The 14,478-nt window shown below is 37.7% G+C and carries 14 protein-coding genes; 13 read left to right on the top strand and 1 reads right to left on the bottom strand.

Annotated features, from left to right (window positions below; genetic code table 11):
* Window positions 1–2: 2 nt before the first annotated feature.
* Genes JHJ32_RS00070 through JHJ32_RS00010 form a run of 13 tightly spaced genes read left to right on the top strand, consistent with a single transcriptional unit; the run spans window position 3 to window position 14,036 of the window.
* The gene (locus JHJ32_RS00070) at window positions 3–677 is read left to right on the top strand and encodes an acylneuraminate cytidylyltransferase family protein (RefSeq protein WP_200119004.1); all 675 of its coding nucleotides are present in this window, start codon (window positions 3–5) and stop codon (window positions 675–677) included.
* On the top strand, window positions 670–2,082 hold the full coding sequence (locus JHJ32_RS00065) for a lipopolysaccharide biosynthesis protein (protein ID WP_200119002.1): 1,413 nt from the start codon (window positions 670–672) through the stop codon (window positions 2,080–2,082). The genes JHJ32_RS00070 and JHJ32_RS00065 overlap by 8 nt, the downstream gene beginning before the upstream one ends.
* Window position 2,083: 1 nt before the next feature.
* Window positions 2,084–3,463: a hypothetical protein gene (locus JHJ32_RS00060; RefSeq protein WP_200119000.1), complete on the top strand. Its 1,380-nt coding sequence runs from the start codon at window positions 2,084–2,086 to the stop codon at window positions 3,461–3,463.
* Window positions 3,464–3,473: 10 nt separating this feature from the next.
* On the top strand, window positions 3,474–4,187 hold the full coding sequence (locus JHJ32_RS23065; RefSeq protein ID WP_200118998.1) for a CatB-related O-acetyltransferase: 714 nt from the start codon (window positions 3,474–3,476) through the stop codon (window positions 4,185–4,187).
* Window positions 4,188–4,205: 18 nt separating this feature from the next.
* Window positions 4,206–5,075, top strand: a complete 870-nt coding sequence (locus JHJ32_RS00050) for a glycosyltransferase family 2 protein (RefSeq protein WP_200118996.1) — start codon at window positions 4,206–4,208, stop codon at window positions 5,073–5,075.
* A 58-nt stretch (window positions 5,076–5,133) separates the two neighbouring features.
* The gene (locus tag JHJ32_RS00045; RefSeq protein WP_200118994.1) at window positions 5,134–6,018 is read left to right on the top strand and encodes a glycosyltransferase; all 885 of its coding nucleotides are present in this window, start codon (window positions 5,134–5,136) and stop codon (window positions 6,016–6,018) included.
* Window positions 6,015–7,103, top strand: a complete 1,089-nt coding sequence (locus tag JHJ32_RS00040) for a hypothetical protein (protein WP_200118992.1) — start codon at window positions 6,015–6,017, stop codon at window positions 7,101–7,103. The genes JHJ32_RS00045 and JHJ32_RS00040 overlap by 4 nt, the downstream gene beginning before the upstream one ends.
* 3 nt (window positions 7,104–7,106) lie before the next feature.
* On the top strand, window positions 7,107–8,282 hold the full coding sequence (locus tag JHJ32_RS00035) for a glycosyltransferase (protein ID WP_200118990.1): 1,176 nt from the start codon (window positions 7,107–7,109) through the stop codon (window positions 8,280–8,282).
* Window positions 8,267–9,412 carry an EpsG family protein gene (locus tag JHJ32_RS00030; RefSeq protein WP_200118988.1) on the top strand — a complete coding sequence of 382 codons (1,146 nt, stop codon included), beginning with the start codon at window positions 8,267–8,269 and terminating at the stop codon, window positions 9,410–9,412. The genes JHJ32_RS00035 and JHJ32_RS00030 overlap by 16 nt, the downstream gene beginning before the upstream one ends.
* Before the next feature lie 11 nt (window positions 9,413–9,423).
* A complete protein-coding gene (locus JHJ32_RS00025) occupies window positions 9,424–10,686 on the top strand; it encodes an alginate lyase family protein (protein ID WP_200118986.1) in 1,263 nt (420 codons plus the stop codon).
* Between the two features lie 18 nt (window positions 10,687–10,704).
* On the top strand, window positions 10,705–11,859 hold the full coding sequence (locus JHJ32_RS00020; RefSeq protein ID WP_200118984.1) for a glycosyltransferase family 4 protein: 1,155 nt from the start codon (window positions 10,705–10,707) through the stop codon (window positions 11,857–11,859).
* Window positions 11,860–11,905: 46 nt separating this feature from the next.
* The gene (locus JHJ32_RS00015) at window positions 11,906–13,138 is read left to right on the top strand and encodes a glycosyltransferase family 4 protein (RefSeq protein WP_200118982.1); all 1,233 of its coding nucleotides are present in this window, start codon (window positions 11,906–11,908) and stop codon (window positions 13,136–13,138) included.
* A complete protein-coding gene (locus JHJ32_RS00010) occupies window positions 13,131–14,036 on the top strand; it encodes an NAD(P)-dependent oxidoreductase (RefSeq protein ID WP_200118980.1) in 906 nt (301 codons plus the stop codon). The genes JHJ32_RS00015 and JHJ32_RS00010 overlap by 8 nt, the downstream gene beginning before the upstream one ends.
* A 55-nt stretch (window positions 14,037–14,091) precedes the next feature.
* On the opposite strand, the gene JHJ32_RS00005 is transcribed toward JHJ32_RS00010, so the two are convergent.
* On the bottom strand, window positions 14,092–14,478 hold a 387-nt coding region (locus tag JHJ32_RS00005), incomplete at its 5' end, for a transposase (RefSeq protein WP_200118978.1).

The raw sequence follows: 14,478 nt of genomic DNA, 5'->3' as shown, positions 1-14,478 counted from the left end.
AAATGAATATCTTGTATCTCATACCAGCTCGAGGCGGATCGAAGGGGGTTCCTCATAAGAATATTCACCCATTGGCAGGCAAGCCATTGATATATTATACAGTCAAAGCAGCCATGGAGGTATCGTCCAACAAGAATATATACCTCTCAACGGATTCGCCTCAAATAAAGCAAATTGCTGAGGAGATGGGGTTATCTGTACCGTTTTTAAGACCTAAAGAATTATCTGGTGACGATGTTTCCAGTGAAGCGGTTTTATTGCATGCGATTCAAGCATTTCGAGATTTGGGAAGAAATTACGACTATATTGTTATGTTACAACCTACGTCGCCATTAAGAAAGCCTGAACATATTAAGGAGGCATTGTCATTGGTTACACCGGAAAGTGAGCTGATTGTTTCCGTTAAGATAACTGACGCCAATCCCTATTATGTCTTATTCGAAGAAGACAATGACGGTATATTGCGAAAGGCGAAAGAAGGAGTATTCATTAGAAGGCAAGATTGTCCGACGGTATATGAATTGAATGGAGCTATATACATCATCAACGTTGAAAAGTTATTAGCAAAAGGATATCAACAATTAGCGATGACAAAATATCTGATGAAAAGAGATGAATCCATAGATATCGACACAATGCTTGATTTTAAGCTTGCGGAATTAATTTTAAATGCTTAAAAAGCTTTTCTCACACACAGCTATTTATGGTCTTGCTCCTCAGGTTACTAGGTTTGCAAGCATCTTCGCTTTGCCCATTATAACCCCCTACCTAACTCCATTGGATTTCGGGGTTTATGGCATCATAACTGCTGTAACTGGGGCTATCTCCGTGTTGGGCACAATCGGATTAAAAGTTATTTTGACCAATACGTTCTTTAAAAGCACTCACCAGTATAAATGGGGCTGGAGGCAGATTTACGGTTTTTTAATGGTATGGAGTATTCCATTTTCAGTATTAACAGCTTGTATACTGTGGTTTTTCGTGCCTCACGAAGCAATAGATAATAGGCTCGAAATTATACTAATAAACGTCATCCCGATTATTATGTTTGGGCCTACTTCTTTTATTGGTACTACGCTATTCCAGTTAAAGCAAATTCCGATTCAGATTGCCGTTCGAAGCATCATATTTGGGCTCATGACTATCTTCCTTAATATACACTTTATTGCGGAATTAAAGCTGGGCTACATGGGATGGTTTTATTCTACTGGTATAGCTACCGTATTGAACCAAGCGTCCTACTTCATACCACTTAATTTTAAATATGGACTAAGGCCAATTTTTAACTTCAAATGGAGATATATTAGGAAGTCTCTGGCTATTTCGTTGCCAACGGTGCCTCACTACTACTCTGCATATCTTCTTGATACATCTGATAGGCTAATTATGAAAACACTAAATATCAGTACGGCAGATATAGGACTTTATAATGCCTCAAACACCGGTGCAAATCTATTCAGGCAACTAGGAACAGCTGCAGGTTATGCAATTGGACCAATGATGAATGCCTCTTATAAGGAAGGAGACGATGTCAAGGCGCGCAACCTGGTGTTTTTGCTACAAATATCCTATTTCGTCCTGACATTTACCGTGACAATATGGCTTAAGGAAATATTTCATTTCTTACTAAAGAACAAGGAACTTCAAACTACTTACCCTTTGGGCATAGTTCTCATCATGGCCTATAATTATAGGCCGATGTATTTTGGTTCTAATAATAAAATATTTTATACCGAAAAAACTAAAAACCTACTAAAGGTAACCTTTACTGCAGGGGTTTTGAATGTTGTCGCAAATTTTATACTTCTGCCCGTTTATGGGTATCAAGCTGCAGCTTATACAACATTTTTTTCCTTGATGTATATGGGATATGCTGGATATTTTCTTAAGGTGTTTAAACAGATTAATCATATAAACTATTACCCCCTTGTTTGGATATTTGCCACTATTGGCCTGATGATATCAAGTAGTTATATCGTAGAGTTCTCACCGCTGATAAAAATTGCAATTACTTTTTTTGTTGTCATAATTGGAGCTATTTTGATTGGCCGATTTTCAATAGAACAAAAAAATAACAGATAATATGGGTAAAAATGGTAAATTGGAGAGAAAACTGGTCATCGGCACTTTAAGTAAAATTGAAGCTACCATTTCGGTTTACGATTGGAAATGTGGAGATATACCATTGTGGCCATTAATTAAAAAAGAACTCTTTTTTATATTTCTTGATCAGCCACATGAAAACGGGCAATCTAAACCCAAGAAAGTCGAATCAGTATTGTTCTGGAAATTCAAGACATATGTTACATCGTTTTGGTATGTGTTAGCAGTAAAATTCCGTGTCAAAAGCTCGCCAAAAGCAGTTTTTTGTGGCGCATATTCGCATCGCTTACCCTGGAAGGGAAAATTAATTAACCGCTATTATTACCCGTTTACCCGAAAGCTATCTACAGAAAGTTACTGGGAAATTGAGTATGGTTCTCAGGACAAAATACAGAACTATTTGAATGAAGAGCGTATAATATTTTTAGATCGATGCCGCTTTGCCTTTCGTTTGATAGACAAATTTACGGATAAGCCAAAGATTGAGTTGCCGGATTGGGACAAGATGGAAAAAATAGTTTGCGAGGAATTATTGCTAGATATAAGTAGCTATAAGGGCAAATTAGAATCAAAAGCAAAAGACCTCTCACTCCATATCAGGATATTTGATTACTTGTTTTCTAAGCAAAAGCCCGAAGTGATTTATAGCCTATGCTATTATAACATAGCCATGTTCGCTTTAAATCATTGGTGTTATATCAACAAAATCCCAATTTATGATGTTCAACATGGCGGCCAAGGGCCACTTCATCCTATGTATTCTTACAGCAATTACCCTAAGGGAGGCATAAGTATTTTGCCAAAGTATTTTTGGTGCTGGGATGAAGGCTCCTATAAAAATATAAACAATTGGCTAAAAGATAATTTGTACCATTCGGCAAAACTCTTAGGCAATCCTTGGTTAGAATTTCAAATTAAAAATGAAAAGGAAAGCCTTTCAAGCGACAAGAAAATTATCTTATACACTTTGCAAGAAAGAAGCTTAGATCCATACATCATTGAAACTATAATGCAGACAGGTGGAGAATATCAATGGTGGTTAAGATTGCATCCTAGGATGGCTGATGCAGCGAGTGTTATTCGGCAACAGCTATCTGTTGCTGGAGCGATGAAATACGGAGTTAAAATTGAAACGTCAAATGAAACTCCTCTTCCGGTATTATTAAAAAATGCAGCTGTTCATATCTCTAAATTTTCTGGATCAATAATCGAAGGTATTGCCCTAAAAACACCTACCGTCATTATGGATCCAATAGGTATTGATACTTATGCACATTATATCAAAAATGGTGATGCGTTTGCGCTACCCTATCCGGAAGCCTCATCATTATCTGATATATTGAGAAGAATATTAATTTGAGGCATAATATATGAGTTTTTCAATAATAGAGAATACCAAAGCTAAGTTTCTTCGAGCCTTAGCATTTAAACTAAGAACGGCGAATATCCTAAATCTTGATAAAAAATCTAAGATAGGTTCCAGTGTCGTAATGAAAGGACTGACAGCCTATGGGCTTCTTGAGATAGGTGATAACACTAAAATTACCGATAGTGTTTCTATTCAAGCAAAACAAAAGGTTCAAATAGGGCGGTATACCTCAATAAATGGACCCAATACTGACATAATAAATTATTTCAACGAAGTCTATATTGGTTCCTTTACAAGCATTGCTAGAAGTGTCTCTATTCAAGAATTCAATCATAATATAAACACGCTTAGTACTTATCACATGCACCACAACATTTTTGATTCACCACGAGAAAATGATATATATTCAAATGGATCTATATGCATTGGCAATGATGTATGGATAGGTGCACAATGCGTCATTTTGTCTGGAGCGACGATTGGTGATGGAGCAGTTGTTGCCGCTAATAGTGTCGTAAGGGGAGAAGTACGTCCTTACAGTATTGTGGCAGGCTCCCCCGCAAAAGCTATCGGCCAACGATTTGATGACGAGATTATAGAACAATTGATGTCATTGAAGTGGTGGGACCGACCACTTAATGAATTAAAGTTAAATCAACATCTATTTAGCAAGCAATTAACAGCGGGGATTCTAAAAGAGTGGAAATCAATATAGGTTTACTGTAAATTTGAGATGATTCAGGGAAGGGTTTCTATAATTGTCCCAATTTTTAATAGCGCAGGCTATCTATCAGAAACGCTGGATTCTATAAAGGCGCAAACATATAAAAATTGGGAGTGTATCTGTGTAGATGATGGATCGAGCGATTCAAGTTGTGATATCTTGGAAGAATACGCAGCAAACGATCATCGATTTTTATCCGTTAAGCGGCCTAATTCGTATCCGAAAGGCGGGAATGCATGCAGAAACTATGGATTTAAAATTTCGACCGGCGAGTACATACAGTGGTTTGATAGTGATGACATTATGCATGAAAGGATGCTGGAAGAGAAAGTAAAGGCGTTAGATGAGTGCAAAGAAATTAACTATGCCATATGTCGTACTTCCTACTTCTATGACAATGACTATTCCCTACAGACGGATTATGATCAGAATTTGGATTCAGAAGAAATTTTCATTGATTTTTTAACTTATAGAACTAAATTTTTTACGCCTGGGCCACTTTTTCGTAAAGCTTTTTTGGAGCCGATGGATCTGTTTAATGTCACACTGAAAAGGCATCAGGAAAGAGAATTTTTTTTTAGAATCATCCTGAGAGACCATCGTTTCAAAATTATAGATAAAGCATATATTTTTAGAAGAATGCATGAACTTCAATTAAGTCAAGTCGCAAATCGTTCTTCAGAGAAAGTCAAGTTGAAGTACGTCGCAACATGTCTCAATTATCAAAATTTCCTTAATTCTGAAATTAACGATCCCGAAATTTTTGCTTATTTTAAGCGATTTTTTTTAAAGAATCTTCGTGGCTTCATTAGGGAACTAAGGTTTAATCATGCAATCCATTCATGTTTCATGTTACTCAGAACAATCTTGAAACAATAAATCAATGTTGTCATAGAGGGGACCTAATTAAATTAAAACACTACGCCAATAATATAAAATGAGTTTTGATGCATCCATAATAATACCTGTATATAACGACGAGAAATATCTTAAGTCGACGTTGGCAGCGATTAAACGCCAAATCGATAAAAGGAAGAATATAGAAATCATTATTGTTGATAATGGCTCCACCTATGATGATTTTCAATGGATTGGGCAATCAGATCAAATTAAGGTTCTTAGTGAAACAAAAAATTTAAATAGTCCATACTCATGTAGGAATCGTGGAATAGAGATTGCCAAAGGAGATATCATTGTCCTTTTAGATGCCACCTGTTGTCCTCAAAATGATTGGCTGGAGAAGGGCTTAAATTATCTTGATACCACAAAAGCTGATATAGTAGGTGGTAACGTCTTGTTTGATTTTGAAGGGAAAGTAACAGGCGCTAAGTTATACGATGCGATGACGAATATCAAGATGGAAGAATCGATTAAAAAGGGGGTAGCGAAAACAGCAAACTTGTTTATAAAAAAATCTGTTTTCGATAAGATTGGTTTGTTTCCAGAGGGTATCCGTTCAGGGGCTGATGTGCGTTGGACATATAAGGCAACTTCAAATGGGTTAAAACTGGTGTTTTGTCGTGATGCTATCGTATACAAACCGGCAAGATGCTTTAAGGAGTTACTTAAGAAGCAGTGGCGTGTAGGATTGCATCAGCCGTTGATTTGGAGAGATCAAGGAAAGTCTTTTTCGCTACTAAATGCGCTGAAAAAAACTATAATTCCTGTATCACCGATATCGGTGCTAAAAGTAATGCGTCAACATCAAAAGCAGAGAATCAGAAGCTACTATATTAGTGTTTTGTTTACTGCACAAATCGTTAAAATGGCAATGGGGTTAGCAAACATACAGGGAATTTTAAAACTCAAGGAAAACGCATGATTAGAACTTCACTTTTTGAAATTATAACAAGCAGTGCACGCCAAGCTTTTAAGCTTCAAAATGCTGACGGCTCAATGCCCCCTGGACACAACGGACCGTATAATGATTTGGAGACACCAGTCAGGAATACTGGCCATTGGCTAATGATATTTAAAAAAGCGTATGAAATAAGTGGTGAACAAACCTTTAAGGAGGGCGCCTATCGTTGTCTTCAATACTTAATGGGCAAGGAATCACGCCCGCAGAAAGCTACTTTTTGGCATCGCAAAAATCCACAAAAGGATTCCACGAATGGGTTAGTTGGGCAAGCGTGGACAATAGAAGCCTTAATCGATGGTTATCAGTTATTTGAAGATGAAAAGGCATTGTTACTAGCTGAAGAAGTATTTAATTTGCATCCTTATATTAAAAGTGTGCAAGGGTGGAAGATTGTGAATGTAGATGGAACGGCGGGAAAGTTCGACTACACTTTTAATCATCAGTTGTGGTTCGCTGCGATAGGTTCTGTATTGATGAAAATTCTTGAAAAAGAGAATCTTAATGGTGTCAGACACTTTACCTCAGCAATCCCCAAAAATATTCAGATCTATTCAAATGGGGTCATAAAACATATACCCACTTTCTATTTAAAGAAATCAGCATATCAAAAGATCCGAGCCATGGGTAGCTATTTTAAAAGGGAATTGAATGGTTCGTCTTACATTTATAGCAAATCTGTCGGGTATCATGGATTTAACTTGTATGCTTTGGCGCTGTTAGATAAGACATTGTCCGAATATGGGTTATTTAAAATGAATAAGCTAGCTAAAGCATTGAATGTGATAGAACGCGATACGTTCAGAAAAGATTTAAATACCAGTAAGTATGGATATCCTTATAACCCGGCCGGTATCGAGTTAGCTTTTACTTACGATGTGCTTGGGAACACAACCCAACGAGATTATTGGATTTCTCAGCAGATCAGCAGGACATTCGATTTCTCTACGAACCTGATGCAATTGGGTGGGACATTTGACAAGGAGACGGCGGCAGCTCGCCTTTACGAGGCCGTTCGAATACGAGACTGTGAGGTTCAAATTGATTAGTTCATGAACATATTAGTTATTTCCAGTGTAATGCCTGCTCCTTTGAGTGGAAAGAAACGAGAAAACGATGTACTGTTCAAAACTGCAAATCTCCACGAAGACGCAAATAACCGGGTGAGATATGCTTTCTTATTTGTTGTGCCATACTCAAACTTTATTCTTTCCTTGTTTTCAAAAAAATGGAAGGAGTATAGAACATTGCGCAAAAAGGGATACTACCTGCATGAGAACCGAAAAATAGAAGTGATTGCTGTTCCAAGTTTTAGATCGGATTATCTGGTTAAACGCTTTCTAATCAATATCTGTTTTAATTTCTACCGCAAGAGGCTAAAATCCACGATTGTTAAAAACCACATAGACCTTGTACATGCCCATAATGTTGGTACGGATGCAGCTTTGGCTGCAAAAATAAATGCCAGATACAAGATTCCGTATGTTATTACCACTCGTAATATACATAATAATAGAATCACCTCATACGTCCGAAAAAATCTCAGCATGGCTAAACTATTGATTAGTTTGACCCCGACACTAAAAAGAATTGCGGACAATTTTAATGAAAATTCAATATTGATTCCGCATGGTATTGATGACGTTTTCTTTTCCCATCCATCGAAAGGCGCTAATATTTCGGGCAAGTTAAAAGTCGTTACCATTTGTCGGTTATTGAATTGGAAAAATATAGATAAGGTATTATGTGCATTGGAGAAAGCCGACTTTGACTTCAATTACGACATTTATGGTGACGGTCCAGACGAGGAAAGATTAAAGAAAATGGTGGATTCGTTATCAATTAAAAATAAAGTGGCCTTTAAAGGTTATACGAATTATGCTAGTATCCCAAGTATCTTGGGGCAGTATGACGTGTTTGTTTTAGTGAGCTATCCGGAAACTTTCGGACGGATATACATAGAATCCATGGCGGTAGGCGTTCCTGTTATTGCCGCGAAAGGATGTGGTATGGATGGTTTCGTTGCAGACGGGAAAGAAGGTTTTCTAATTGATCACGAAAATGTAGATTCTATTTTAAACGTATTAACCCATATCGCCGAAAATCGTGCTATATTAACGAATATTTCTCAACATTCGAGGTTATTAGCACGACATTTTATATGGTCGAACGTGATTGGGAAAATTAATGATTCGTATTTAAAAGCGATAAAGTGGCAGACCTTTTGACATATGGAGTATATGTAAGTTTATTACTTATGGAAGTAGGGTTGCTCTTCTTCGCCTATAAAGTTTATGTATGGCAAGAAAACGCAACGCTGGATTTAACAAAAGGTTACAGTTTTAATTTTTTCCACCTTTTAGCGCTTATGCTTCTGACTTTAGTCGTAGCGGTTCGTTATGATGTCGGAACAGATTGGAATACATACAACGGTCTTTTCAAGTCATATAAGAATAATCCCCTCATGAGCTTTGGTAATCAAGAGATGGAATTAGGGTATTATTACGTTAATAGGTTTGTCATTTGGATGGGGGGAGGTTCCTCTATTGTGTTTGGGGCGCTAGCACTTATAGCTTGGGGGCTGGCATTTAAAAGTGTCCCGCCTTATTTGGTTCCCTTATTAATCTTTTTTCTCTTCGTCGACGAATATTTCTTCATCTCGCTAAATTTAGTTCGACAATTTACAGCGCTTGGTATTTTTGTTTATTCAGTCAAGTTTATTGTAAGCAGACACTTTTTGAAATTTTTGCTTTGCTTATTGTTTGCCTCTTTATTTCATTTAAGTGCGGTAATTCTTATACCTCTTTATTTTTTGCCATACAAGCGTCTATATAACCAAAAATTGTGGATAATAACCTATGTCATCACTCTTTTGTTGGCTAATGTCCCTATATTTATTGAGTTGTTTCTAAAGCTATTTATACGTGTTACCGAGTTCATTCCGTTGTTAAACATCTATGTTCGGTATATATTAAATGAAAAGTTTGGGAATTTTCGGCTAGAAGTAGGCTTAGGATATATTTTTAGGGTCGCTGTATCGCTATTTTTGCTCTTCACCAGTAAACGGGTTATAAAGGCGGAACCAAAAACGAAAGCGTATTACACGCTATTTTTTATAGGGCTCATCATCTATAATTTATTTTATATGATACCGTTGATAGTTCGAATTAACCACTATTTCATTATATTTCGTTCTTTCATATTAGCATTTACCGCATGGTTTTTGTGGCAGGAAAAGAATGCCATATGGAAGTATGGCGTAATAGGCATCTTTGTGCTCTATATAGCATTATATTTGTTTGCTATTTATAATGGATCTCATGGAACCGCACCCTATCAAACGATATTTGGAAATTAAAATTAGTAGCTATGTACAGGATTTCGCTTTTTCAAATTCTTATTTTTACAAATAGTTTCCTTACAGGAATTGGAGCCGCCTACAGCCGTAGTACAAACAATCTATACCAACAGGAATATCCTACATTCTCAGTTGATTTCAATAATCTTAAGGAGAATAAACGTTTGTTAGAAAGTAATTCTTCTACGATGGCCGAGGCGCTCGAAGAGCTTAAACAAGTCGCAGATGCATCTATAAAAAAGCCTATGCGATCGGTGGTTGAGAAAATAGACATTCCCGGAATCGAGGATAAACATAATTTCGTAAGTATGGGGCCTTATTGGTGGCCTGACCCAGCGAAGCGTAACGGACTTCCCTATATACGAAAGGACGGAAAGACGAATCCGGAGGTGAGGAAAATTACGGACAAAACATATTTTAATGAACTTTGTGATATTATCCAAAAGCTAGGCTTAGCTTATTTCTACACGAAAGATTCGCAATATGCAAAAAATGCCATTCAGCGTCTAAAAGTATGGTTTTTGGATTCAAAGACTAAGATGAATCCAAACTTAGACAACGGACAATATATACCTGGTCGCAACACAGGTAGGATGGAGGGCGTAATCGATACCCGTGTTTTGGTGTCTCTCATTGATGGCATTCAGCTCCTGAAAACATCACCTGAATGGACCACGGAGGTTGACCAAGGTATAAACGAATGGTTTACGGAGTTTCTAAGTTGGCTAGAAACAAGTAAGCTTGGGATAGAAGCGTCTAAAGCAACCAATAATATTGGCACAGCCTATTATATGCAAGTAGTTCAAATTAATTTATTTTTGGGAAAGATTGCCCCTGTACGCCGGTATGCAATAAATCAAATCCCCAAACTCCTTGACCAGCAAATAGACGAGTCTGGGGTTCAGATACACGAAATTAAACGTACCAACTCTTGGAACTATAGTGTGTTGAATTTGAATTATTGGTTTAACATGGCCAATATGTTGGAACATGCTGGCTATGATCTGTGGAACTTTAAAACTGCCAACGGTCGATCACTTAATACGGCGTTTGAAAACCTTCTTTCCTATGCTTTAAAACAAAAAGAATGGCAGGATAAGCAGCTTCGTAATGTTGATTTAACTAACTCCTTTAATAATCTTTATCAATTAAGCAAAGGCAAGTTCAAGCAACGTCGTTTGTTGTTTTTTGCTACTCCTAAGAGTTATACAGAATTCGAAAGGGTGTACAATAGCCGTACAAAGGGCCCTGATCGATTATTAAATAAAAATTAAAGGTAATTTGTAATTGTTTTGAACAAAACACCAAAATCTACATTGCGTATATTACATATCGCCAATGATTATGCTGGATCAACAGTTTACAAAAGCTTGTTTTCAGAACTTGATAGAAATAACCTCGAACAAATCGTGTATACAGCTGTTCGATCGAAAAAACTTATTGGCAACAACGAAGTTGCTTTTAAGCAAAAAAAATCTCGACTAATCTATAGTAATATTCTAAATGCCTTTACTAGAATATTCTTCCACTGCAAGATAACTAGAGTTGTTCAGGACTTGGAACAGAAACTTGACTTAACCAATGTTGATGTAATACATGCCCATACATGGTATAGTGACGGTGGAGTTGCTTACGTGCTCAGTAAAAAGTATAATTTGCCTTATATCGTAACGGTAAGAAGTTCAGATACTGAGATTTTTTTTAAGTATATGATTCATTTAAGAAGATATGGAAAGAAGGTGTTGTTAGGTGCCAAAAACATTGTTTTCGTTGCACCGGTATATGCAAAACGCCTCCTCAATCATCCCTATTATAGGAATTACCAAGCTTTTTTGACTAAAAACCACAGTATTATACCCAACGGAATTGATGATTTCTGGTTCAAGAACATTGCCAATGAAAAGCGCAAGATTTCAGATGAAACTAAATTAGTGTATGTGGGAACCTTCTTGAAACGCAAGAATGTGCTAAAAGTTATTGCCGCTACAGAGGAATTAAGAAAAGGTGGAATGAATGTGTCATTAAGCTTAGTGGGTGGTGGCGGAGCGGATCATAATAGAATTATGAATTTTATAAATGAAAAAGCCCATTATACCTATTTAGGAAAAATAAAAGATAAAGAGAAATTGAAAGAGATACTGAGGGCATCAGACATCTTGGTGATGCCGTCCGAGCGGGAAACCTTTGGCTTAGTTTATTTGGAAGCGTTGTCGCAATGTGTACCCATAATTTATTCTACCGATGACGGCGTTGACGGCCTTTTTGGGAAAGAAGTTGGAATCGCTGTTAGCAAGAAAAATTTAAAATTAGCTTTACCCAAAGCTATTTCGACTATCGCCGCTGATCTACCAAAATACACGTTTTCTCCAAAGCAAGTTTTAACTGGCTATGGGTGGTCTGAACTTGCAGGGGAATATCTAAAATTGTATCATAATAGCATAAAGTAGTCGGTATTTTCTTTAGATTGTATCCTAATTACAATTTCTATTCCACATGAGTAAACGAAATCCGGCAAAGCCATTGCTAAATATCCTACTGTTTTATCAATATTTCGGTACTCCTAAGGGAAGTTGGAGCACTCGTATTTATGAAATCTGCAAGCGTTGGGTTGAGCAAGGACATAAAGTCACCGTTGTAACGGCGCCTTACGAAAAATCCGATATAAAGGCTAGAGGGTTTATCAGCAAACAACAAATCGAAGGGATTGATTTAATTGTGATAAATTCCGCAGACTCGAATAAATCCTCTTTTATAACAAGAGCATTTAAAGCAATTCTATTTTCTTTAATAAGTGTTTGGTACTCCTTAACGTCCAAGTATGAGGTTTGCATTGCATCTTCGGGTCCTATAACTATCGGCTTGCCAATGATTTTTGCGAAGAAATTACGAAGAAAGAAAACAGTGTTTGAAGTTCGAGACTTATGGCCTGCAGGGGCTATTGAGTTAGAAATCTTAAAATCAGATCTGCAAAAAAAACTTGCTCTTTGGTTTGAAAGGAAGTGTTACAGCAATGCTGATTTAATTGTGACGGCATCTATTGGCCAGAAACGGCATATTCAACCCCGTACGCCAGCAAAACGAATAGAGGTAATACCAAATGCCTCTGATATAGATTTATTTGGACATATAGTCGAGGGTACGTTGCCGGAATGGACAGGAGGAAAAAGACTTTTAACTCATATCGGTTCTTTAGGTTTGATTCATAATATCGATTATTGGATGCTGGTTGCGGAAGAGTTACTAAAAATTGATTTAGACACTAAGGTGTTATTAGTGTTCATTGGGGATGGCGCAGATAAAGAGAAATTGCTGTTGCACAAGAGGGAGAGAAACCTAAAAAATGTATATTTTTTGGGTCTTAAGCCCAAAAAAGACCTCCCTATCTGGGTGCAAAATAGCACTGCTACCTTGTTTGCGACATTAAATAATCCCGTTCAAAGCACCTGTAGTCCCAATAAGATATTTGATTCGTTTGCTGCTTCAAAACCCATCATTCAAACAACCAAAGGTTGGATAAAAGATTTAGTGGATGAGCATAATTGCGGGCTCAATGTTGATTTGGAAGACCCTAAGGGAGCGGCTTATAAGATACTCGATTTTGTACAGAATGAGGCTAGGGTGCATGAATCAGGACTACAAGCTTTCAACCTGGCGAACAATATATTTAACAGAGATGAGTTGGCTTATTCTTATCTTAACTTTTTAAAAGAACTCGTCAATGATTAATATATTACTGACCGGTGCATCGGGATTTTTTGGGAAGACAATATCAAGCACGTTAGCCTCAAATGGCTACAGAATATTCGGATTGCCCAATGCAATTGGGCAACATCGTATTGATATTTCAAAACCCTTTGCATTAAACTTAAATCAACTTACTCAAATTGTCATTCACGCTGCTGGGAAAGCTCATTCGGTACCGAAAACTAACAGAGACAAGCAGGCGTTTTATGAGGTAAATTACGAGGGCACCAAAAACCTCTGTCATGCTCTTGAGGGGTTGGATAGGCTGCCGCGAAGCTTTATTTTTATTAGTTCTGTTGCAGTATATGGATTGGATGGAGGACAAAACATCAATGAGAACAACTCGCTCAAAGGCACTACACCATATGCCGAGAGCAAAATTATGGCAGAATCTTGGCTGGCCGAGTGGGCTGTTAAGAATAGTATTAAATTAAGTATCGTCCGGTTGCCATTAATTGCAGGTCCTAATCCACCCGGGAACTTAGGTGCCATGATAGACGGAATCAAATCTGGAAAGTATTTAAGCATCGGTCAAGCCGACGCAAGGAAAAGTGTGGTTTGGGCAGAGGATATCGCTCGAATCATCCCGTCCTTGGCTGAAAAAGGAGGCATATATAATTTAACCGATGGATACCACCCTACTTTTGGTGAGTTGGAAGAAAGCATCTCCAACGCTTTAGGTAAACGGAAACCTATAAAAGTACCATATTGGCTTGCTAAGGGTTTAGCCAAAACGGGTGACATCATTGGACGTTTTCCAATTAACTCAGAGAAATTGCAGAAAATCACGTCAACATTGACGTTTGACGATAGTAAAGCACGAAAAGCGTTGGACTGGAATCCAACACCGGTGTTAAGCAAAATAGCAGAGATGGTTTAGGACGCACCTATCGAAGGGGATCAATATGCCCGTTATGGGGTATCCGCCCTATGAACTACATGTTTGATTGCTGCACTATTTTCTTATAGTTCTGCGGGTATAGGTCTCCTATATTTTTGTGGTTTATGGTCATGATGTTTTCCAGTGTATATTTCAGCCACTGGAAGGGGTTCACCTCATGCTTCTTGCAGATGGCGAAGAAAGAATAGATCATGGCTGCCCGCTGTGCGGCTTCATGGCTGCCGGCGAAAAGGTAGTTTTTGCGGCCCAGCGCAACCCCACGAAGCGCATTCTCGCATAGGTTATTGTCTATTTGCAGATTTCCGTCATACAGGTAAGCCGACAGCCCGTCCCATCTGGCATAGGCGTAAGCCATGGCCTTGCCGATCTGGCTTTTGGGCAGGGTGGATTTTATCTCCTCAAAGATCCATTTACCCAATCC

Origin of the sequence: Parapedobacter sp. ISTM3 (assembly GCF_016533505.1) — a bacterium.
Taxonomy (GTDB): Bacteria; Bacteroidota; Bacteroidia; order Sphingobacteriales; family Sphingobacteriaceae; genus Parapedobacter; species Parapedobacter luteus.
The sequence above is the reverse complement of the archived record's forward strand: the minus strand, read 5'-3'. Positions and strand labels throughout refer to the sequence as shown.